The organism is Marinobacter suaedae, from assembly GCF_030519635.1.
Lineage (GTDB): Bacteria > Pseudomonadota > Gammaproteobacteria > Pseudomonadales > Oleiphilaceae > Marinobacter > Marinobacter suaedae.
In genome coordinates, this window is record NZ_JAUMIS010000001.1 from 1331700 (window position 1) to 1353834 (window position 22135).

Annotated in this window: 20 protein-coding genes; 9 read left to right on the forward strand and 11 right to left on the reverse strand. The window is 60.0% G+C overall.

All coding sequences use genetic code 11. The features are described from left to right. Positions 1-20 precede the first annotated feature (20 nt). Positions 21-1220, reverse strand: coding sequence for a MalY/PatB family protein (locus QVZ43_RS06165; RefSeq protein ID WP_302909652.1), 1200 nt, complete (start codon positions 1218-1220; stop codon positions 21-23). Positions 1221-1430: 210 nt separating this feature from the next. Here QVZ43_RS06165 and QVZ43_RS06170 point away from each other — a divergent pair, with 210 nt between their 5' ends. Continuing rightward, the gene (locus QVZ43_RS06170) at positions 1431-2318 is read left to right on the forward strand and encodes an AEC family transporter (protein ID WP_302909251.1); all 888 of its coding nucleotides are present in this window, start codon (positions 1431-1433) and stop codon (positions 2316-2318) included. 71 nt (positions 2319-2389) lie between these two features. Here QVZ43_RS06170 and QVZ43_RS06175 read toward each other — a convergent pair whose 3' ends face one another. After that, complete coding sequence (locus QVZ43_RS06175; protein WP_302909252.1) at positions 2390-3925, reverse strand: arylsulfatase; 1536 nt, start codon at positions 3923-3925, stop codon at positions 2390-2392. A gap of 309 nt (positions 3926-4234) precedes the next feature. Between QVZ43_RS06175 and QVZ43_RS06180 the strand changes: the two genes are divergently transcribed. Continuing rightward, entirely contained in the window at positions 4235-6736 is a 2502-nt protein-coding gene (locus tag QVZ43_RS06180; protein WP_302909253.1) for an acyl-CoA dehydrogenase, read from the forward strand. Between the two features lie 45 nt (positions 6737-6781). On the opposite strand, the gene QVZ43_RS06185 is transcribed toward QVZ43_RS06180, so the two are convergent. Continuing rightward, positions 6782-7090, reverse strand: coding sequence for a hypothetical protein (locus QVZ43_RS06185; protein WP_223794949.1), 309 nt, complete (start codon positions 7088-7090; stop codon positions 6782-6784). A 90-nt stretch (positions 7091-7180) separates the two neighbouring features. Further along, positions 7181-8137 (reverse strand): LysR family transcriptional regulator, encoded by a 957-nt coding sequence (locus QVZ43_RS06190; RefSeq protein ID WP_302909254.1) that lies wholly within the window; start codon positions 8135-8137, stop codon positions 7181-7183. A 135-nt stretch (positions 8138-8272) separates the two neighbouring features. On the opposite strand from QVZ43_RS06190, the gene QVZ43_RS06195 reads away from it, so the two are divergent. Continuing rightward, entirely contained in the window at positions 8273-9163 is an 891-nt protein-coding gene (locus QVZ43_RS06195) for a DMT family transporter (RefSeq protein WP_302909255.1), read from the forward strand. A gap of 114 nt (positions 9164-9277) precedes the next feature. Next, complete coding sequence (locus QVZ43_RS06200; protein WP_302909256.1) at positions 9278-9991, forward strand: esterase/lipase family protein; 714 nt, start codon at positions 9278-9280, stop codon at positions 9989-9991. Between the two features lie 54 nt (positions 9992-10045). Here QVZ43_RS06200 and QVZ43_RS06205 read toward each other — a convergent pair whose 3' ends face one another. The 4 genes from QVZ43_RS06205 to QVZ43_RS06220 all read right to left on the reverse strand — a co-directional run bounded on the left by QVZ43_RS06205 (position 10046) and on the right by QVZ43_RS06220 (position 12595). Beyond that, positions 10046-10531: a hypothetical protein gene (locus tag QVZ43_RS06205; RefSeq protein WP_302909257.1), complete on the reverse strand. Its 486-nt coding sequence runs from the start codon at positions 10529-10531 to the stop codon at positions 10046-10048. Positions 10532-10688: 157 nt separating this feature from the next. Beyond that, positions 10689-11264 (reverse strand): gamma-glutamylcyclotransferase, encoded by a 576-nt coding sequence (locus QVZ43_RS06210; RefSeq protein ID WP_302909258.1) that lies wholly within the window; start codon positions 11262-11264, stop codon positions 10689-10691. A gap of 32 nt (positions 11265-11296) precedes the next feature. After that, positions 11297-11920 carry a MarC family protein gene (locus tag QVZ43_RS06215; protein ID WP_302909259.1) on the reverse strand — a complete coding sequence of 208 codons (624 nt, stop codon included), beginning with the start codon at positions 11918-11920 and terminating at the stop codon, positions 11297-11299. Positions 11921-12172: 252 nt separating this feature from the next. After that, on the reverse strand, positions 12173-12595 hold the full coding sequence (locus QVZ43_RS06220; protein ID WP_223795003.1) for an MAPEG family protein: 423 nt from the start codon (positions 12593-12595) through the stop codon (positions 12173-12175). Positions 12596-12939: 344 nt separating this feature from the next. Here QVZ43_RS06220 and QVZ43_RS06225 point away from each other — a divergent pair, with 344 nt between their 5' ends. After that, a complete protein-coding gene (locus tag QVZ43_RS06225) occupies positions 12940-13719 on the forward strand; it encodes a phytanoyl-CoA dioxygenase family protein (protein WP_302909260.1) in 780 nt (259 codons plus the stop codon). Here QVZ43_RS06225 and QVZ43_RS06230 read toward each other — a convergent pair. After that, complete coding sequence (locus tag QVZ43_RS06230; protein ID WP_302909261.1) at positions 13716-14519, reverse strand: hypothetical protein; 804 nt, start codon at positions 14517-14519, stop codon at positions 13716-13718. The two genes, QVZ43_RS06225 and QVZ43_RS06230, sit on opposite strands and share 4 nt — an antisense overlap. 362 nt (positions 14520-14881) lie before the next feature. Between QVZ43_RS06230 and QVZ43_RS06235 the strand changes: the two genes are divergently transcribed. After that, the gene (locus tag QVZ43_RS06235) at positions 14882-16459 is read left to right on the forward strand and encodes a Re/Si-specific NAD(P)(+) transhydrogenase subunit alpha (RefSeq protein WP_302909262.1); all 1578 of its coding nucleotides are present in this window, start codon (positions 14882-14884) and stop codon (positions 16457-16459) included. 11 nt (positions 16460-16470) lie between these two features. Continuing rightward, the gene (gene pntB / locus QVZ43_RS06240; RefSeq protein ID WP_223795007.1) at positions 16471-17865 is read left to right on the forward strand and encodes a Re/Si-specific NAD(P)(+) transhydrogenase subunit beta; all 1395 of its coding nucleotides are present in this window, start codon (positions 16471-16473) and stop codon (positions 17863-17865) included. 51 nt (positions 17866-17916) lie between these two features. Here the strand turns inward: pntB and QVZ43_RS06245 are convergent, their stop codons facing one another. Next, on the reverse strand, positions 17917-19029 hold the full coding sequence (locus QVZ43_RS06245; RefSeq protein ID WP_302909263.1) for an NADH:flavin oxidoreductase: 1113 nt from the start codon (positions 19027-19029) through the stop codon (positions 17917-17919). Between the two features lie 138 nt (positions 19030-19167). Between QVZ43_RS06245 and QVZ43_RS06250 the strand changes: the two genes are divergently transcribed. Together QVZ43_RS06250 and QVZ43_RS06255 are read left to right on the forward strand one after the other, a co-directional pair. Next, positions 19168-19638 carry a winged helix-turn-helix transcriptional regulator gene (locus tag QVZ43_RS06250; protein ID WP_302909264.1) on the forward strand — a complete coding sequence of 157 codons (471 nt, stop codon included), beginning with the start codon at positions 19168-19170 and terminating at the stop codon, positions 19636-19638. 158 nt (positions 19639-19796) lie between these two features. After that, positions 19797-20546: an OmpW/AlkL family protein gene (locus QVZ43_RS06255; RefSeq protein ID WP_302909265.1), complete on the forward strand. Its 750-nt coding sequence runs from the start codon at positions 19797-19799 to the stop codon at positions 20544-20546. Positions 20547-20696: 150 nt separating this feature from the next. On the opposite strand, the gene QVZ43_RS06260 is transcribed toward QVZ43_RS06255, so the two are convergent. Continuing rightward, entirely contained in the window at positions 20697-22010 is a 1314-nt protein-coding gene (locus QVZ43_RS06260) for a DEAD/DEAH box helicase (protein WP_302909266.1), read from the reverse strand. Positions 22011-22135 lie beyond the last annotated feature (125 nt).

The following is a 22135-nucleotide window of genomic DNA, read 5'->3' on the forward strand; positions in this document are numbered from 1 at the left end:
TGATCAGCCCCGGGCGGTGATCAGCCCCTGGCCCTGAGCGCAGCCTCGATCCGGTCGAGTACCTCGGTCAGAACCGAGCGTGGGCACCCCATGTTGAGTCGCATATAGCCGGACCCCGGTTCGCCGAAGGTGATGCCGGGGTTCAGCCCGACACCCGCTTGCTGGACAAAGAACCGCTTCAGTTGCGCATCGGAAAGGCCCAACTCCCGGCAATCGAGCCACATCAGATAGGTGGCCTCCGGCGCGGTACACCGAATGCCCGGCAGACTTTCCCGCACCCGTTGCACCACATAATCCCGATTCCCCTTCAGGTAGTCCCGCAGTTCATCCAGCCAGGGAGCCCCTTCCCGGTAGCCGGTTTCGAACCCGACCGCACTGAACGGGTTGCACTGCAACACATGCAGGCGCTGGAATTCCGCCAGCATGGCTCTGCGACAGGCCTCGTCCTCAATGACCAGAGCCGACAGCCCCAGCCCCGGAAGGTTGAAGCTCTTGCTCGGAGCCACCGCCGTGACCAGCTTGTCGCCGGGCCTGGCCAGGGTTGCCAGTACGTGGTGCCTGGGGCTGTCGTCGAAGGTCAGGTCGCAATGGATTTCATCGGACAGCACCACCAGATCGTGGCGGCGAGCGATATCCAGTACCGCCTCCAGATCCTGGCGGGACCAGACACGGCCCACAGGGTTATGGGGAGAGCACAACATCAGCATCCGGGCGTCCGTTTGAGCGGCGCAGGCCTCCAGATGGTCCAGATTCATGCGGTACTGCCCCGATTCTCCATCTACGCCCGGCTCCTGAATCAGCGGGTTTTCGATCACGGTGCGCCCGGTCTGCCGGATGGAATTGAAGAACGGCGGGTACACCGGCGGCTGGATGATGACGCCCTCGCCTTCTTTCGCAAAGGCCAGGCAGGCTGCGTTCAACGATGGCACCACGCCGGGGACCATCAGGATCCACTCCTTTTCAATACGCCAGCCATGCCGGGTCTGGTACCAGTCCATCATTGCCTGGTACAGGCTGTCTGGGAACAGGGTATAGCCGTACACGGGGTGCCTTGCCCGCTCTACCAGGGCACGGGTGACCGCCTCCGGCGCCGCAAAGTCCATGTCCGCCACCCAGGCCGGAATCACATCCTCCCGTCCGAACACGGTCTTGCGGGCATCAAACTTCACCGCACAGGTCTGGTCGCGGTTGACGGACTGGTCGAAAGGACTGCTCACGATCTGATTCCCTCTGTAAACGATGGACGTTCTGGCTGAAGCTGCCGGTATTGTGGCGAGCGGCGATCGCTGCCGCAACCGCCAACAGAATCGCCCAGGAGTTTCTTAGGCTTTGGTCGAACAGGGCGTGTTAAGTGCTTGCCGAAGCAGCACAATACTTGCGAAGCTAACGGTTTTCGCCCCTGTTTTCGGAGTTTCGTCGGAGCCTTTTTGATGGTTGGTCAAATCCTGTCCACCCTGCTGCCGGTGTTTTTGATTGCCGGCTGTGGCGCACTTTACGGTCGTTACCGCACCCCGGATATCCGGGGCCTGAACGTGCTCAACATGGAGCTGTTCGTGCCCATGCTGGTGTTCTCCGTACTGGCGGACCAGAAGGCGCCGTTGCAGGACTACGCCCATCTGGCGCTGGCGGGCGCAGTGGTGGTTCTGGGCTCCGGCATCGTGCTTTACCCGCTGGCCAAAGTCCTGAAGCTCAACCTCAAGACCTTCCTGCCGCCGATGATGTTCAACAACTCCGGCAACATGGGGATTCCTCTGCTGGTGTTTGCCTTCGGAGACGCAGCGCTGCCGGCGGCCATCGTGTTGTTCATTGTCGAGATGCTGCTGCATTTTTCCATCGGGTTACACATGCTGGACCCGCATACCTCCCTGCTCAAGCGCCTGCGGCTGCCGATCGTTTTTGCCAGTATCGCCGGCCTGTCGGTCAATCTTGGCGGTGTGCCCTTGCCGGAGTGGTTGTTGGAAACCCTGAACATGCTCGGTGGCGTCTGCATTCCGCTGATGCTGTTTGCCCTTGGCGTGCGGATGCTGGAAATCGACTTCAGTGACTGGAAGATCGGCCTGCTCGGAGCGATTGCCTGCCCTGCCAGCGGTCTGCTCCTGGCCTGGCCGATGATCGAACTGATGGATCTGCCCGGCCTGCAGGTGGCCTGTCTGTGGGTGTTCGCCGCCCTGCCCCCGGCGGTGCTCAATTACATGGTGGCGGAGCAGTACCAACAGGAACCCCACAAGGTGGCCTCGCTGGTTCTGCTCAGCAATCTGGGCAGTCTGGTGGTGATGCCCATTGTACTGGGGCTGGTGTTTGCCCAGGGCTACCTCTGATTCCCGTAACGAAAAACACCACCGGCCGCCGTTTCTGGCGAGCGGTGGTGTCGGGCTCTCAAACCGTGACGTTAATGCCCGGTGACGGAGGACTTGGCCTTCTCGATGGCCTCGTTGATATTCAGTGAGGCGGCTTCCTGACGTGGCGGGAACTCCTTGAACGACTCCAGGTGCCTGGTCAGGGCAGCAATCACTGGCTGGATCACCCAGCTCTTGCGCATGATCTGGTGGAAACCGGTCACGCCATCGTAATGCTCGAACGGATCTTTTCGCAGGTTAAACAGCTTGGGCATGGTGTGGAACACCAGATCCTCGTAATAGCGACCGCCCGGCTTGGTGGCAAAGTGGATCTTCCAGGGCCCGGCACGAACCGCCGTCAGGCTGGACTCGTAGTAGTACAGGTAGAAGTTACGGGCGGACTCGTCCGCCTCACCCATCCAGTAATCCAGGTTATTGAAACCGTCGATCTTTACCTTGTGGGATTCCGCCAGCTCTTCACCGATGTTCGGGCGACCGACTGCCGCTGCGATGGTGGGCAAGACGTCCTCGTGGGATGAAATCCCGTTCAGCTTGAGGCCGGCCGGGATCTTGTCCGGCCACCTCACCAGGAAGGGCACACGCACCCCACCTTCCCAGGTGGTCATTTTCTCACCCCGGAACATGGTGGTGCCGGCATCGGGCCAGCTGCTTTGTTCAGGACCATTGTCGGTGGTGTAAATCACGATGGTGTTGTCGGCAATGCCCAGATCCTCAAGCTTGTCCAGCAACTGCCCCACGTGACCATCGTGCTCCATCAGGCCACTGCCGAAGATGTCTTCCGCCGAGCTGATGGGCGTGGCCAGGTTGCGATTCTCTTCCTTCAGATGGGTATACACGTGCATCCGGCTGGTGGCGTGCCAGATAAAGAACGGCTTGTCGTCGTCCTTCGCCCGCGTCATGAAATCGATGCTACGTTTGAGGATTTCCTCATCGAAGGTCTTCATCCGCTCGCGAGTGAGCTGACCGGTGTCTTTTACCGTCTGACCGTCTTCGGTGGCGTAGGACTCAATCACACCCCGGGGATAGAACTGTTCCCGGAACTCCTCATCTTTCGGGTAGTCCGCCTGTTCCGGCTCCTCGGACACGTTCAGGTGGTACAGGTTGCCATAGAACTCATCAAAGCCATGGAGTGTCGGCAGGTGCTGGTCCAGGTCCCCCAGGTGGTTCTTGCCGTACTGGGCGGTCATGTAGCCTTCTTCCTTAAGGATTTCTGCGAGCGTCGGGTCTTCCTCCCGAATGCCCAGCGGGTTGCCCGGCTGGCCAACGGTGGTCAAACCCGTCCGGATCGGCAGCTGACCAAAGAGGAAAGCCGCCCGGCCAGCGGTGCAACTGGGCTGGGCGTAATGATCGGTAAACAGCGCGCCTTCATTGGCGATGCGATCAATGTTCGGGGTCGGATACTGCATGCCAAAGGTGTAGGCACTCAGAGAATTGGGTGCCACATCGTCCACCATGATCACCAGTACGTTGGGCTTGTCAGCCGCCAGCGCATGGACGGACCAGAGCAAGGCAAACAAAACGATGGAAAGAGGGCGCAAGGACCTTGCCCCGGATAATTGACGTTTCATGTAGTTCTCCCTAACTAGCAGTGCTGGTTTGAGGTCTGCGGGCAACGTTATGCGCCCGCTGGCAATCCGTCGCTGGCGAACCACACAATCGGGCGAGGGAGTGAGTATCTATAACACTAGATCGCCGGATAGCCCTGTCAAATTGCCGGGAAAGTCCGCTCTGGTGCCGGCTTCAACACCGGGAGAATTTTCAGCCGCGCGGTGACTGCCGCAACAAAACCGGGCGGGTGGAAACGGTTGCACCAGATCAAAATTTGATCGATGGTAGGCACATAGCGCACCCAAATCACCGCGACTGGGAGGTCCCCGATGAGTGTTCTGCTTCTGCTGATCAGTGCCCTGGTACTGATTTACTTCAGTATTGGTGGCAAAACCGCCGCTGCTGTCATGGCCGTTGCCACCCTGGTAGGGGTCATTCAGGACGACTGGCACCTGGCCAGTGTTCTGATCGGCGGCGTGCTGCTCGCGCTGGCCCTGGTACTGGTCATCCCCGGAGATCTCCGCCTGGATAAACTGAGCCGGCCCCTGCTTGGCTGGGTTCGCAGCCGCCTGCCAACCCTCTCCGATACCGAGTCGGAAGCCCTGAAATCTGGCTCTGTCGACTGGGATGGCGAGCTGTTTTCCGGCCAACCGGAGTGGAACAAGCTGCTGGACGCTCAGCCGGCATACCTGACCAGTGAAGAGCAGGCCTTTATCGACGGGCCGGTTGAAAAGCTCTGCGCCATGCTCGACGACTGGAAAATCACCCACGAACATTACGACCTGCCTGAGAAAGTCTGGAAATTCATGAAGGACAAAGGATTTTTCGGGCTGGTGATCCCCAAGGATGAAGGCGGACTGGGTTTTTCCAACACCGCCCACTCTGAAATCGTGATGAAGATTTCCACCCGCAGCGTGTCTGCGGCGGTCACCGTCATGGTGCCCAATTCCCTCGGCCCGGGTGAGCTGCTGATGCATTACGGCACCGACGAGCAGAAGCATCACTACCTGCCCCGCCTCGCCAAGGGCGAGGAGATCCCCTGCTTTGCCCTGACTTCTCCCGTGGCGGGTTCGGATGCCGGCGCCATTCCCGACAAGGGCATTGTCTGCAAGGGTCAGTGGAACGGCGAGGAAGTGCTGGGCCTGAAGGTTACCTGGAACAAGCGTTACATCACCCTGGCCCCGGTGGCTACGCTGATCGGCCTGGCCATCAAGGTCTACGACCCGGACAAACTGCTCGGAGAGAACGACGACATCGGCGTGACCTGCGTGCTGGTGCCGCGGGACACCGACGGGGTCAATGCCGGCACCCGGCACCTGCCGATGAATACCGTGTTCATGAACGGGCCGACCTGGGGCACCGAGGTGTTCATCCCCATGGAACAGGTCATTGGCGGCCAGGACATGCTGGGCAAGGGCTGGACCATGCTGCTGGAATGCCTGTCCATTGGCCGCTCCATTTCCCTGCCGGCTCTGGGCACCGGCGCCGGCAAGGTGGCGTGTCTGGCCACCGGAGCCTACGCCTATACCCGTGAACAGTTTGGCCGGTCCATCAGCCAGTTCGAAGGTGTTCAGGAAGCCCTGGAGCCCATGGCCGGCTATACCTACATGATGGACGCCGCCCGCCTGCTGACCTCCGGCATGCTGGACCGGGGCGTGCGGCCTTCCGTGCCTTCGGCGGTGCTGAAATACCGCAACACCGACCTGATGCGGGAGGTAATTAACCACGCCATGGACGTTGCCGCTGGCCGGGCGGTCATTACCGGCCCCCGCAACTTCCTGGCCCGGGCCTATCAGGCCGTGCCCATCGGCATTACCGTGGAAGGCGCGAACATCCTGACCCGCAGCCTGATGATCTTCGGCCAGGGCGCCATTCGCTGCCATCCGTTCATCGTGGAAGAAATCGAAGCGGCTGGCATGACCGATGAGGACAAGGCCGCCAAGAAATTCGATGGCATCTTCTACCGGCACCTGGCCCACACCACCCGCAACGCCCTCCGGTCCCTGGTACTCGGGTTGACCCGGGGCCTGCCGGAACCCGTGCCCGCGGAGGGCAACATCAAGCCCTGCTACCGGCAGCTGGCCCGGTTCTCGGCCGCCTTTGCCCTGATGACCGACGTGACGCTACTCACCGTTGGCGGCGGACTGAAGGCGCGCCAGCGGTTGTCTGGCCGCATGGCGGACTGCCTGACGCATCTGTATTACGCCACTGCGGTGATCAAGCAATGGCACGAGGAAGGCTACCCGGATGACCAAAGGCCCCTGGTGGAATGGTGCCTGCACACCTGCCTGAGGGATCTGCAGTCGTCCATGCGGGACGCCATCATCAACTTCCCGGTACCGGCACTTCGCTGGCCGCTGCGGCTGCTGGTGTTCCCTCTCGGCGCCACCGGCCTGAACGGCCCCGACGACACCCTGGGCTCCAAGGTGGCTCGCACCATTGTTGATGACACGCCCGTGCGCCACCGCATTGCCCGTGGGACCTATGTGAACGAAAGCCCCGATGATCCGCTGGGCCGTGTGTTGAATGCCTACCGCCTGGCCCACGAAACCGCCGGCATGCGTGACCGTCTGCACCAGGCCATCCGCAACCGGGACGAGGATGAGCTGGACGGCATTGCCCTGCTGATGGGCCATCAGCGCAAGGAACTGGTGGACTGGGCCTGTGCCCAGGGCATCGTTAAGGCCGATGAATGCGACAAACTGGAGGAAGCGCTGACCGCCCTGTACGACGTACTTCGGGTAGACGCGTTCGACAGCGAGGGGCTGAAGGCGCTGTCGCGGTGCGCGAAAGGCAAACGGAAGGTGGTGGAACGACCGGCCAGGAAATGACCGGGGGGCCGGGCCAGATACGTGTCTGGCCCGGACTTTCAGCCATCAGCGCCGGTTGAGAATATCGATGATTTCCCGGGTATCCTTGATGATGGTGTAAACACGGTCCTCAATTTCCACCCGCTGGCGGCCATTGCCCATGTCGTAGATATCACCGTAATGATAATGATCGTGGTCCAGGCGATCACCGCGGTGGTAACCATTGAGCTTTTTCTGCCAGCCCGGGGGCAGCTGTCCGCCCTTTGCTACCTTCTTCTGCAGGCCCGGAGGCAGTTCATTGTGAGAGGACTTGGCCAGGGCCGGCGCTGCGCCCACCATCATGCCCATCAGGGCGATCAACAAAACGGATTTCATAAACGTTACCTACTCCGAACTTCAGGTTTGTAGCGAAACTACCACGTTGGTGGCCTTTCATCAGTTAACGCTCGTTCATGCTTTGAGGTTTCATGTAACTGGCAACTCATCCCCCCGCAGCCCCGACTGAATGGCCTCATCGACCAGCCAGCGCCGCAGCAACTGCAAGCCCCGTTCGCCTCGTCGACTGGTTTTCCAGGCAAAGTAGAAGCTGTCGCCGGTCATGACCGAGTGGCAAGGCAAGCGAACGAAATCTTCCGAATCGCTGCGGGTACTGAGCATGTAATCGTTGGTCAGGGCAATGCCCTGATGAAACCGCGCCGCTTCCAGTGCCAGCAGCATGTGGCTGAAATGCTGGATCTTGGCTTTTTCCGGAATCACCTCGCCCACCTCCCGGAACCAGGCCTGCCAGTCGCCGGCGGCTTTATCAAAAATGCTGTGGGTGGACAGCAACGGGAATTCGCTGATGGCGTCGCATGAGATCGGCAGTGCTTCGTCTTCCGGATTCTCGCGCCCGAGGTGCCGGCGAATCCTCATCCAGTAATCCTGGCTGCACACCGGGAACAGACGTTCGACGTAGAGCAACTCGTAACTGTAGGCCGGGGACCCCTTGTTCACGGTAATAAAGCAGTCCGCCACCCGATCCGACAATTGCGGATTCTCGGTGCTCATCTCCAGCGCCAGGTCCACCTGGGGTTGCAGCCGTTTCAGCTCCGGCAACCGGGGCACCAGCCAGCGCACGGCAAAGGAGCTGAACACCGACAGCCGCAAGCGGGACTCCTCGTGCCCCAACAGCTGCTCGCTGGCGCGCTCGATCTGGAGCAAGGCGGAACTGATGGCATCCAGGTACTGGCGGCCCTCGTCCGTCAGGGTCAGCGTACGGCCACTGCGCCAGAACAGGCGTTCACCAAGGTAGGTTTCCAGCTGTTTGATCTGGTGGCTGACGGCGCTCTGACTGACCGCCAGCTCCTCCGCAGCGAGGGAGAAGCTGTTCAGCCGGGCCACAGACTCGAACACCGGAAGCGCTTTCAGGGGAGGCAGTTTCATTATCTAATTTTCTAATAATTGAATAATAAAGATCATTTTATCGGATATTAGTTCAACCCTACACTTCTCGTCCCTGGAATACCCAATCGGTGCTTTTCCAGGCTGGTTGGATCTTCAATGCAGAGAGGTGAGGGTATGTCAGGCAAAACTGTCCACGGCGCAATTATCCTGCTGGTCATCGGCAACGCCCTGGCGTTGATTTCGGATGTGTTCGTAAAGCTGTTGGAACCGGAGGCCCCGGTGTTCCAGTTCGCGTTCCTGCGATCGCTGATCACCCTGCTTCTGCTGCTGCCCCTGGCGAAGCAGGTGAGCCGCCGGCACCTATTCACCGGCCTGAAAATCCATGCCCTGCGGGCGCACATCCAGCTGGGCGGCATTCTGTGCATGGTGGTCGCACTGGGCAACCTGCCGCTGGCCACGGCCAACGCGGTGTTCTATGCCGCGCCCATTCTGGTGATGGTGCTGGCCGCCGCCCTGTTCCGGGAGCGCCTGACACTGCTCAGCACCGGTGCGGTGGTCAGTGGTTTTCTGGGCATTGTCGTGATTCTGCGCCCGGTCGAATTTAACTGGGCAGCGATCGCGGCCCTGGGCGCGGCGCTGGCTCTGGCTTTGGCCGCCGTACTGGTGCGTCGGCTCCCGGCAGAGCAGTCCACCGTCCACAAGCTGTTCCTGAACTACCTGCTGCTGTTGCCCATGGCCGGCGCCCTGGCCCTGTGGGAAGGCGCACCGATGGATTTCAGCATGCTCACCAGCGCCCTGGGCTCGGCACTGTTCATTCTGGGCTACAACGTGACGGTGTTACTGGCCTACCGGCAGGTGGATGCCAATCAGGTAACCAGTGCCGAATACACTGGCCTGATCTGGGCGGTGTGTATTGGCTGGATCGGGTTCAGCGAAGTGCCGGACCTCTGGTTCGTGGCGGGCAGCCTGATGATCGTGGTGCCCCTGCTGATGATTGGCTGGCGGCACAGAACGATTCGCCAGCCATCCACAGATTCAAAGCGTAATTGCCAGGTTGCGGCCTGACCCAGATGGCCCTGAAGCTAAATATGCGAAACTAGGTTCAGGGCCTGTTTCTGTTCGAAGAACGCATTGAGCGGGCACCTGCTGGCTTTTGACTCGTTGAGGCTGTCTACTGAAATGAGAGTACTGTTGTTAGCGGCATTACTGGCCTTTTCCCTGCCCGCCGCAGCGTCTTGCGTGGTGCTTCTGCATGGTCTTGCAAGAACCGCAGGCTCCATGGAAACGCTTGAACACGCCCTGCTCGATGCGGGCTTCTTCCCGATCAACGACACCTATCCGTCCCGGGACCATCCGATTGAGGAACTGACGCAGTTGGCCATACCTCCGGCACTCGAAAAATGCCCCGAGGGCATGGCGGTAAACTTCGTCACCCACTCGCTCGGCGGGATTCTGGTGCGCCAGTATCTTAGCGAGCACAGTATCGAGAACCTTGGCCGGGTGGTGATGCTGGGCCCGCCAAATCAAGGTAGCGAAGTGGTCGATGAACTGCGGGATGTACCGGGCTTTCACTTTATTAACGGCGATGCCGGGCTGCAGTTGGGCACAGGCGAGCTAAGCGTGCCGAAGGCGCTGGGCAAGGCCCGGTTCGATGTTGGCATTATTGCGGGAACACAGAGCATCAACTGGATTTTATCGACCCTGATCCCTGACACGGATGACGGGAAAGTGTCCGTTGAAAACACCAGGCTTGAAGGGATGAACGACCACATCACAATGCCGGTTACCCATCCTTTCATGATGGAGGACGATGAGGTCATTGCCCAGGTCATTCACTACCTCAAGAACGGTCAGTTTTTTGAGGACGAATCCGTGCCAGTGCGGGGGCTTTAAACGATAGCTTTCGATGCCCCCAACTTCCGGGGGCATCCCTGCACCACACTGTTTTCAGCGATGGGAATCCCGTATAAGCTCACGGGTATTGTGGATAATTCTCGCTACCCGAAATTCGGGGGAAACAGAGTGGTGCCCACCGGTCCGGTAACCGTGCCGGTGACCATGATGGCCATGGTGCCATTTACCATAGTGGCGGCGGTCATGGCGGTAGTGACCTTTGCGATGCCCATGCCCGTGCCGATGACGGTCGTGGCGGCTATAGCCGTGATGCTTGCGATGGTGATGGCCATCACGGCTGTGGTGCCGATCGCGGTCCCGGTAATGGTCCCGCTTGTGAGGACGGTGACTGTCATGCCGGTCCCGGTCATGATCCCTGCGATCACGGTGGTATTCAGCCTTCAGAATAGTGAGCTGTTTGTGCGCGTTCTGCAGGGCTCCATCCCGACCAGAATGAGCACGCTCACCAGCCAGTGCCGATGTCCCGCTGGCCAGCAGGGCAACCATGCAACTGCTCATCAATAGGTGCTTCACCTTCATAGCGGTTCTCCTGTCCATCAAGAATCTGAACCTGCGTCCGGTCACGTTCCGGTCGCCTCGTGATTTCAGGTTATCGAACCGTCAGGGAATGTCAGCAGCGGCGCCCCGGCTTTGCATAATCTTTACGGAAAGCGGCGCGCCCTTGACGTTACGAGGACTATTCGTCGTCGAATGGGACCGTTTTGAGGTGGCGTTCGATGGCAAAGGTGTGTGTACAGTCGTCTCCCAACTGCCGCAGGGAGTCGGCAAGCCGCAGGAGGTATTCGGAATTGGGTCCGCTGGGGCCGGATGCCCGGGCAATCTGCCGGGCAATGTCTTCGTCCGGTGCGTGGCCCAGGAAGGCCTCGTTGTCCTCCGTAGCGATGTACACCACACCTTCGCCGTGGCTGCCGTCGTCGAAGGTAAGCCGGGTGGTAAAGCGCAGGTAACCGTTCTTCTCCCGCACATCCAGATGCTCGAACACCGCAGGCGACACCCGGTACGCCATACCCTTGCACACCGCATCCGGCTGTTCGACCAGCGTCACCACCCTGCCGGGCGCTTCCGGGGTACCGCGATGGTCGTGAGAGCCCTGCCAGAACCGGCGCTGCCAGCCCCGGATGGTGGCAGGACGCTGTTCCAGAAACGGGAAATCCACTTTGTAGATCAGCGAACCGTAGCCAAACAGCCAGATCGCCGAAACGCCGGCAAAGCTCTGGCGGGCACGGTTGATTTCAATGGTGTTGGCGGACATACGACTCCGTTGGCGGATCATTCACCCCCACTCTATGTGGAGGCAATAAACCCGGCAATACCCGTCAGAACAATCTCCGCCGCCATGGCAGATACGATCAGACCCGTGATCTTCGACAAAACGTTCAGCCCGGTCTTGCCCAGAACCCGTTCCAGATAACCGGACAGGTGCAGCAACACCGCCATGATGATCAACGCAGCCACCAGCCCCAGCAGGCCACCCGCCACGGCTGGGAAGGCCTTGAGCTCAGCCCCGTAGACCATGATCGCACCGATGGTGGCCGGACCGATCATCACCGGAATCGCCAGCGGGACCACCGCCACATCGTCGCGGTCCTCATCTGGCAGGCCGGTGGCGTGGTTCCGGGTACCACTGGTAACCAGGCTGATGGCGGTCAGGAAAAGCAAACAGCCGGCGCCGATCCGGAACGAATTCAGCGTGATGCCGATGGCATTGAACAGCAGGGGCCCGGCGAAGAACAGAATCACCCCCAGCACAAACGCCGAAACGGTGGCGCGCCGGATGATCGAGGACTTCTCCGCTTTTGGTGCTCCCCGGGTCAGGGCGAGGAACATGGTCACCACAAAAAAGGGCGCCAGAAGAAACAGAAAACGGATGGTACTGCTGACAAAAGTCGAGACAAACGCGTCAAACATCGAGTGGGTTCCAGCCAGAAAGAATGGGCGTAACTGTACACGCTCAAAGGCTTTTTCACCGTACGGAAGTTAACCTATCCGGCCTGTACCGTGTCTGGTTAGTGTTAGAACCCCAGTATGGCAGGACGATGACGACAGAGTTTAGCCGCTGGGGCCGCAAAGCGGACATTCAGATTGGGCGATCAACTCTTTGGTTTAGCGGCGCCCTGACAAGGGCGTCCGGTGTAGGCCGGAACAAACTACAACTATTTGTTAGGGAAGTGCCCCGAGAATCTGAATGCTCATGACAAACATACAGACAACCCCAACTGCATACGCCACTGTTCTCCAAGGCTGAATTCCGCACAGATAGAAGAGAGTGTGGAGGTAGCGTGCGGCCGTGAACACGAGGAAAAGCCATACCGCCATGCCTGGGGCCGCACCGGCCCAAACGTATGCAATGCCGAGGGCTAGAAAAATGGGAATATTCTCTAGGTCATTCAACCAAGCTCGCGCAGCTCTCTGAACTTGGGGCAATTCCTCTTTTGCGGGCTCACGTCCGACGAAAGCAGCATCCTCAGGAGTCTTAAACGTGCCCTTCCCGATTCGATGGAACCCTTGATAGAGGGAGATAGCAAACATTTTGAAGAACAGCAGCACTGAAGCGACCGCGTACCAATATTCTGCCTGATCCATGGTATTTCCTTACTCCCTAACAGCCTTTTAGTTTGAATTCGCATTAAACCGCAACGACATCGTCCCGTCCAAACCTGGATCTCAGCGCCAATTTCTAATCTAATTCATGGAGATAGAAGAACACCAGCACGGATTTCCAGGCGCTCCGTCCTGCAAAAAATGTGCATCGGGCTAAACATGGAGGAGCGGGCAAAAACGGACCGAAGAGCGAGACGCGTGAACGCTCGCTTTTGTTTAACTGCTCTGCCCAGAGTCCATGCAAGAGCGATTTGGGTTATGGATTCGCATTTGTTAGCGTGGATTTGCTGCTTTTTATTCCCACCCCAGACGCAAGGGGGATCCCTATGCATGCCCGTTCCGACTTTCTGAAGAGCATTTCTCCCCATCATGGTGAGGTAGTACGCAAAGTACTCAGCGACGAGACACGAGAGAAACTGGCGGCCAGGCTGCACGCCATGCCAAATGGGGAGACCTGGTACGCAGACATCTACAACAAGGCGATCTATGGCCCGATGGTGTTCCGCGACCCGGAATTAGACATCACCGGCATCATCGAAAAGCTGTTGCCCAACTACCGTATTCTGGCCGATCTTTACCTGGAGAAGAAACCCGAGGACCAGGGGTTCCCGTTCCATACCGACTTCGACTCCATCGGCTTCATGGAGCACCCCGAGGATATGCTCACGGTCTGGATACCGCTGATGCCGGTCAGGGAGGCGGGCTCCGGACAGCTGTCGATTGTCATGGAGGAAGGGGCGGTTCGATTATCGCTCATTCGCGAAGCCAACCAGCTGCACAGCCTGGTTCGAGTCGTCGACCCGTCGGTGCCCCCACATCCCCCGTTTCAGATCACCGAGCAGGAATACGCTTACCTGGAGCGGACCAAGTTCACGCCGTCGCTCGACGCCGGCGACGCGCTTCTGTTCTGCAACGCTTTTTTCCACAAGTCAGAGGATGTGCATCAGGGCAGTCGCGCCGCCTATATTTTGCGACTTGTGCCCAGGGACGCCAGGTTCAGCCGGACACGCCTGCTGGGTCTCAAGAAGCTTGGCCAGAACCTGGCCGTGGTGAACGAGTTGCTGGAGGAGCACTACCCGGACGCTTTGGAGGCCGGCGATGCTTAACGGCCCTCCTGCACGTACACCCAGTTGGTTCGCACGTTATCGCACACGATGATGTTCCGGTTGATCACCTGGCACTGCTCCAGGCGCTCTGGCAGGTTGTCATGGTAGCGGGCCTTCACGGCCAGGGTCTTCTTGTCCTGCTTCAGCAGACGAAAGGTCTCTTCCATACGGGCCGCGAAGTCCACGCCGCCGTCCTCCAGGGTGTGAAATGCGTTGTGGAACGCGGTGAAGCTCATGGTATTGGCGCCCAGCCCGATGCTGAGCATGGCAGGGATGTAACGGTCATAGGCGGTGGACAGATACTGGCGCACGGCGTCCGGGTCCTGCCTGTTGCCCTCAAAGGAAGTCAGTCCCAGACGATTCTCGTCCCCGAGTACGCCAGGGGCGAGCCGGTTGTTGGGCTGATTTTCCGCCAGCAGGAAAGAGCTCTCGGGGCAGCGGATGTGATCCCCGGCCAGCTGGCAATCCGATAAGGATAAGGACGGGGCCAGACCAGGCAAAGCCGGTGGTTCCACGGGGGATACTGGCCGCGAACCAGTCGCAGCCGTGGTATTGGGTTCCGGTTTCGGCTCCGGTGTTTCGAGTTCCGCCACGGCGTCAGGCACCGTCAGCCCGTGGCGCTGGGCCGGCCGGCGCAATAACAGGGCCTGTACGCCGGGATCGTTGCGCCGGAAATCCACAGGCGATGGTAAACGAGCGCCCTCACCCCGGGCGACAAGATCACAGTACAGCTGGTCCAGCTCCGTCCGCACCTCCAGCCCACAGGCGGGTTCAGCCGCCCGGACAGTGGCTGACAACATCAGCACAACTGCTACGCCTGTCCGCCATGTACCACCAGCCATACTCTGCCCTGCCTCCTTCGTCCGTTGCTAACGAGTCGTCCGGGCAGTTTATATCAAGCGTCAGAAGGGCGCCGCACCGCATTTTCTGCCGGGCGAACATCCGGCTCCAGCCGGGATTCTGTTCGAAGGCAAAAGAGTACAGCGCGGACTGCACGTCCCTGGCGCAGGGGGCATTGGCGGCATGTCAGAGGAGCGGGCAAACGGGTACTGGCGCACAGGATGATGACTGCAGGTCGCTAAAAGCAGGCAGTTTTTTCAGCTTGCACTAGGCTTCAGAGGTGACACCTGGTTCATCGATTCGGCCGGAGGAGGCGGGCAAAATGAAACTGGGCATCCCGAAGGAGATTTTCACGGACGAGAAACGGGTCGCCGCAACCCCACCGTCCGTCCACAAGCTGATCGACCTTGGTTACGAGGTGATCGTCGAACCCGGCGCCGGCGAAGCCGCGCACTACCAGGACGACGCCTACGAGCACGCCGGCGCTACTCTGGCGGCGGACACCAAATCCCTGTGGCAGGAAGCGGACTTTATCCTGAAAGTCCGCGCCCCCATGGAGAACCCGGCGCTGGGCGTACACGAAGCGGATCTGATGAAAGAAGGCGCTTACCTGGCCAGCTACATCTGGCCGGCCCAGAACGCCGATCTGCTGGAGAAGCTCGCGGCACGACACATCACCAGCTTTGCCATCGACAGCCTGCCCCGCATCAGCCGGGCCCAGAAGATGGACGCCCTGAGCGCCATGGCCAACATCGCCGGTTACCGTGCGGTGATTGAGGCCGCCAACCACTTTGGCCGGTTCTTCACCGGCCAGGTCACTGCCGCCGGCAAGGTACCGCCCGCCAAGGTAATGGTAATTGGTGCCGGTGTGGCCGGTCTGGCGGCCGTGGGCGCGGCCAACAGCCTGGGCGCGGTGGTTCGCGCGTTTGACACCCGGCTGGAAGTGAAAGAGCAGATCGAAAGCATGGGCGCCCAGTTCCTGGAGCTGGACTTCGGTGACGAGGACGGCAGCGGCTCCGGCGGCTACGCCAAGCAGATGAGCGATGAATTCATCCAGGCGGAAATGGCCCTGTTCGCCGAACAGGCCCAGGAGGTGGACATCATCATCACCACCGCCCTGATCCCCGGCAAACCGGCACCCAAGCTGATCACCGAGGACATGGTGAAATCCATGAAACCGGGCAGCGTGATTGTCGACCTGGCCTCCGAGCGGGGTGGCAACTGCGAGCTGACTGAGCCCGGCAAGGTTGCCCAGAAACACGACGTCACCCTCATTGGCTACACCGACCTGCCCAGCCGCATGGCCAAGGTGGCCAGTGACCTGTACGCCACCAACCTGTTCCATCTGATCACCGAGCTGACGCCAGAGAAAGACGGCGTACCGGTGGTGGATATGGAAGACGAGGTCATCCGCGGACTGACGGTGGTCAACGGCAAGGACATCACCTGGCCGCCACCGGCCCCCAAATCAGCGGTCAGCCCCAAACCCGCTCCGGGTACTGAAGAACCCGCCGTGCCGGAAACGAAGAAATCGGGCAAAGCGGCAGCGACCGGCAAAGTCATTGGCAAGCTGGCGTTGCTGGCCGTGACGGCGGCCGCACTCTACGGAGTCGGAGCCTATGCCCCCGAAAGTTTCCTGAGTCACTTCACCGTGTTCGTGCTGGCCTGCTTCATCGGCTGGCAGGTGATCTGGAACGTGACACCGTCCCTGCATACGCCCCTGATGAGCGTGACCAACGCCATCAGCGGCATCATCGTGATCGGCGCCATGCTGCATCTGGCGCAGGCTGAAAACATTGCCGTCGGGATCATGGCGTTTGTGGCGGTGCTGATTGCCAGCATCAATGTGGGCGGGGGCTTCCGGGTCACCCACCGCATGCTGAAAATGTTCCGTAAATAGGAGGCACAACCATGAGCACCGGACTCGTCAGTGTCGCCTATGTGGTGGCCAGCGTTCTGTTCATTCTCAGCCTGGGTGGGCTCAGCCACCAGGAATCCGCCCGTCGGGGCAACTGGTACGGTGTGGCCGGCATCCTCATCGCCCTGGTGGCCACCGTCGCCGGGGTGACCGGTGGTGGCCTGATCGCCATTGCCATTGCCGTTTTGCTGGGTGCCGCGGGCGGCATCCTGATCGCCAACCGGGTCGAAATGACCCAGATGCCACAGCTGGTGGCCCTGCTGCACAGCTTTGTCGGTCTGGCCGCTGTGCTGGTGGGTTTCGCCGGTTACATCGAACCCCTGAAAGCCACCACCGGCACCGAACACACGATCAAACTGGTGGAGGTGTTCGTGGGCATCTTCATCGGCGCCATCACGTTCACCGGTTCGCTGGTGGCCTGTGGAAAACTCGATGGCCGCATCGACAGCAAGCCCCTCACGCTACCGGGCCGGCACCTGATGAATCTGGCGGCGGTGATCGCCTCCGTGGCACTGGGCGCGTGGTTTCTTGGCACCGACAGCATGACCCTGGGCATCGTCGCCCTGGTCGTGATGACGCTCATAGCCTCTGCCCTGGGGGTTCACCTGATCATGGCCATCGGCGGTGCCGACATGCCGGTGGTGGTGTCCATGCTGAACAGCTATTCCGGCTGGGCGGCGGCATCCATCGGCTTCATGTTGGGCAATGACCTGTTGATTGTCACCGGCGCACTGGTGGGTAGCAGCGGTGCCATTCTCAGCTACATCATGTGCCGGGCGATGAACCGCTCGTTTATCAGCGTCATTCTGGGTGGTTTTGGCCAGAGCGGCGGCAGCAGCGCAGCGGTGGATGGTGACCAGTCGGTCCAGGAGATCAGCGCCGACGATGTGTGCGAGGAACTCCGCAACTCCGACTCGGTGATTATCGTGCCGGGTTACGGTATGGCGGTGGCCCAGGCCCAGAATGGCGTCAGCGACATGACCAAGATCCTTCGGGACAAGGGTGTGAACGTCCGTTTCGGCATCCATCCGGTGGCCGGGCGGCTACCCGGGCATATGAACGTCCTGCTGGCCGAAGCCCATGTTCCCTATGACATCGTGCTGGAAATGGACGAGATCAACGAGGATTTCCCGGAAACCGACGTGGTGCTGGTGATTGGTGCCAACGACACCGTGAACCCGGCCGCCGCGGAGGATCCCGGCAGTCCCATTGCCGGCATGCCGGTGCTGGAAGTCTGGAAGGCGCGAACCGTGGTGATCCTCAAGCGGGGCATGGCCACCGGCTATTCCGGCGTGGAAAACCCGCTGTTCTTCAAGGATAACGCCCACATGTTGTTCGGGGATGCCAAGGACAGCATCGACAAACTGGTCAGCGGCCTGCGGGGTTAATCCGCAGGCAAAGAAAGCCCCGGGATTACCGGGGCTGAAGAGGTACGCAGATCAGTACAGTTTGGCCAGTGACTTCCTGGCGAAGGCCTCGACTTCACTCAGCCGGCCTTCCTTCACTTTGACCAGCCACTCCGGGTCCTGCAGCAGGGCCCGGCCTACAGCAATCAGTTCAAACTCCCGGTTGTTCATCCGCTCAACCAGTTCGTCGATACCGGCCTGCTCCACCGCCTCTTTCTTGCTGGCGAAGGTGCCACTGATGAAGTCCTCGGTCAGGCCGACACTGCCCACCGACATGGTCGGTTTGCCGGTCAGCTTCTGGGTCCAGCCGGCCAGGTTCAGGTTGGAACCTTCAAATTCCGGCTCCCAGAATCGACGGGTGGATGCGTGGAAGATGTCCACGCCGGCTTCCACCAGCGGCTTCAGGAAGGCGTCCAGCTCGTCCGGGCTGTTCACCAGACGGGCCTCGTAGTCCTGCTGCTTCCACTGGGAGAAACGCAGCATGATCGGGAAGTCCGGCCCGACCTGATGACGTACCGCCTCAACGATTTCGACCACGAAGCGCAGACGGTTTTCCATGCTGCCGCCGTATTCGTCGTCACGTTGGTTGGTGCCTTCCCACAGGAACTGGTCCAGCAGGTAGCCGTGGGCACCGTGAATCTCGACACCGTCAAAGCCAATGGCCTTGGCGTCCTGAGCGGCGTCGGCAAACGCTTTGATCACATCATCGATGTCGTCCTTGGTCATCGCCTTGCCATTTGGCTTGCCTGGAGCAAACAGGCCGGACGGGCTGTAACCAGGCACGGACGGATCCGGCTCGGTGCCTTCTTTACGCACCGCACCCACATGCCAGAGCTGGGGGAAAATCTTGCCGCCCGCGTCGTGCACCGCGTCGACCACCTTCTTCCAGCCGGCCAGCGCTTCATCGCCGTGAAACGCCGGTACATTCGGATAACCGTTGGCGCCGTCATGATTGACCGTGGTGCCTTCTGTGATCAGCAGACCAACCCCACCCTCGGCGCGGCGAAGGTAATACTCCACCACTTCATCAGTAGGCACGCCACCGGGTGAAAAATTCCGGGTCATGGGCGCCATGGCCACACGGTTGCGGAGCTTCAGGTTCTGAATCTCAAACGGTTCGAACAGGGGACCCAGATTCATGCTCATCAAAAAAACTCCTTCATAAGGATTCAGGCTGTGGATGAGGGCTCGAAAACAAAGTAGCTACCTCATCAATTTGGTTTCTTAACGCAACCCTATTCAATTTGGTTTTAAAATGCAACCCTATTCGCTACACTGCCCTACATGGCCAGAAAACGTTTTGATGACTCCAATTGCTCCGTCGCCCGCGCCCTGAATGAGGTCGGTGACTGGTGGTCCCTGCTGATTGTGCTGCACGCCATGTACGGCACCCGCCGGTTCGTGGATTTTCAGCAGGAACTGGGCATCGCCAAGAACATTCTGTGTGATCGCCTGGCTCGCCTGGTGGATAACGAAGTACTGAAGAAGGTGGATGTGGGTGAGCATGGCTCACGCTTCGAATACCGCCTGACCGACAAGGGCCGGGATCTGTTCCCCGTGGTGATCGCGCTGCGCCAGTGGGGCGACAAGTGGAACCCGGCGCCGGACGAACAACCGCTCGATCTGCGCGATCGCACCAGCGGCCAGCCTATCGGCCCGGTACAGGTGCAGGATGCCCAGGGGCAGCCACTGTCCGTCCGGGACGTTTTCATTCCCGAGGAATCCCTGCCGGGGAACAAAAAGCGCCCGGCCTGACAATCCGTAAAAGCCCGCCAGCGCTACTTTTATTGAGTTATATCAAGCCCTCAGATGCAGCCACCTGCGGCGCTGGCGAATCTTGCCTCAGATCAATTTTCCCGTCTCCTTGAGGAGTAACCTGAACCCATCAAGACTTTCAGGTACAGGAGACGAACATGTCCAAAGCATTCAAACTCAGTGTTATTGCCGCCAGCTTGCTGGCTGCTGCGCCCATTGCCAATGCCTATGAGGCTGGCGACTTCATCGGTCGCGCCGGCGCTGCCACCGTGGACCCGGATTCATCCAGCAGCAACCTGCGAACCTCCCTGCCCGGGCTGGAGGTCGTTGACGGGGCTCAGGTCAGTGTCGATAAGGACACCCAGCTGGGGCTCACCCTCACCTACATGATGACCGACCAGATTGGTCTGGGCGTGCTGGCCGCAACGCCGTTCAAGCACGACATTAAAGGCGACGGCGCTGCCCTGAGCGGCACCGGCAAACTGGCCGAGACCAAGCATCTGCCGCCAACCGTTACCGTACAGTTCTTCCCCATGCCCTCTGGCAGCAAGTTCCAGCCGTACGCTGGCCTCGGCGTGAACTACACCAACTTCTTTGAAGAGAAGACCACCCAGACACTGACCGATACCCTGGATGGTGCGGCGCAGGCGGTGCTGGGAACGCCAGCCGGCACCGTCGACCGGACAGATATCAAGCTGGACGACAGTTTCGGCCTGGCCGGTGAACTGGGCTTCGACTACCTGATCACCGACAACCTGGGAGTCAACGCGACCGTCTGGTGGATTGATATCGACACCGACGCCGATATCGGTGTTTACGCCGCCGACGGCAGCAAAATCACCACCGGTAAGCTGGACGTCGAGATCGACCCCTGGGTTTACATGGTGGGTCTGACCTACAAGTTTTAAGTCTGTACCGTCCGGCCGGCTGACCGGGGGGTGCAAGCAAGCCGACGGTACACTCCCCTCGCGGGGCCTTGATGGCCCCGCTTTTTTAATCCGACACAAACAAAAAGGCGGAGCATGTGCTCCGCCTTTTTGGCTTTCCTTTATGGCAGGTCAGGCACTGGCGCGCTGACTGCGGCCACGCTGGCCGCCACCGCCATTACCATTATCATTACCACGGTTACCACTGCGGCCGCCGGGCTTGGCACCAAAGCTGCGCGGTTTGCCGTTACCGCCACCCGGGCGCTTGCGCGCCTTGCTCGGATCGGCCTTGGCCTTCGGCTTGAGCGGCAGGTTGTTGGTCGGTTCAAAACCGTCCACCACCGTACGCGGCAACTGCTTCTTGATCAGCTTTTCGATACCCGCCAGCAATTTGCCTTCGTCAGCACTCACCAGTGACAGGGCGTGGCCGCTCTCGCCGGCACGACCGGTCCGACCGATACGGTGCACGTAGTCTTCCGGCACATTGGGCAGCTCAAAATTCACCACCTGCGGCAACTGCTTGATGTCCAGGCCCCGGGCAGCGATGTCGGTGGCCACCAGGACACGAATATCCCCTTGCTTGAATTCATTCAGGGCCCGGGTACGTGCGCCCTGGGACTTGTTGCCGTGAATCGCTGCGGCGGTGATGCCATCGCGCTCCAGCTTCTGGGTCAGGCGGTTGGCACCGTGCTTGGTGCGGGTAAATACCAGTACCTGTTCCCAGCTGTGATCGCGAACCAGCTTGCTCAGAAGTGCCGTTTTCTGGCTCTGATCCACCGGGTAAACCGACTGCTTCACCCGCTCTGCGGTGGTGTTGCGAGCGGCCACTTCCACTTGCACGGGGTTATCCAGCAGGCCCTGCGCCAGTGAGCGAATCTCGTTCGAAAAAGTGGCGGAGAACAGCAGGTTCTGACGTTTTTCAGGCAACAGCGCGAGAATCTTGCGGATGTCGCGGATAAAGCCCATGTCCAGCATCCGGTCGGCTTCGTCCAGCACCAGCACTTCCACCTCGTTCAGGCGAACGGCGTTCTGCTGGTACAGATCCATCAAACGTCCCGGCGTTGCCACCAGAACGTCCAGACCCTTGCGCAGCTTCATCATCTGCGGATTAATTTTCACCCCGCCAAACACCACGGCGGAACGGGTGGGCAGGTACGCACTGTAGCGGGCTACGTTGTCGTGTACCTGAGCCGCCAGTTCGCGGGTCGGTGCGAGGATCAGGGCACGAGGCCCCTTGCCGGTGCGTGGCTTTTCCGACAGGCGCTGCAGCAGCGGCAGGGTAAAGCCGGCGGTTTTGCCGGTTCCTGTCTGTGCGGCGGCCATAACATCCTTGCCGGACAGTACCGCGGGAATCGCCTTGGCCTGGATGGGGGACGGGGTTTCGTAACCCTGCTCGGAAGTGGCACGTACCAGCTGCTCGGACAAGCCGAGTGAAGAAAAACTCATATAAGATCAACTCTTGATTATTCTGCCTCCACGAACGCCGGGACCGGTGAATGCGGGCAGATGCCATGATGATTCATGGAAAAAAGACGACTACGGTCACGCGCCGTTCAACGGGGTGACGTCCT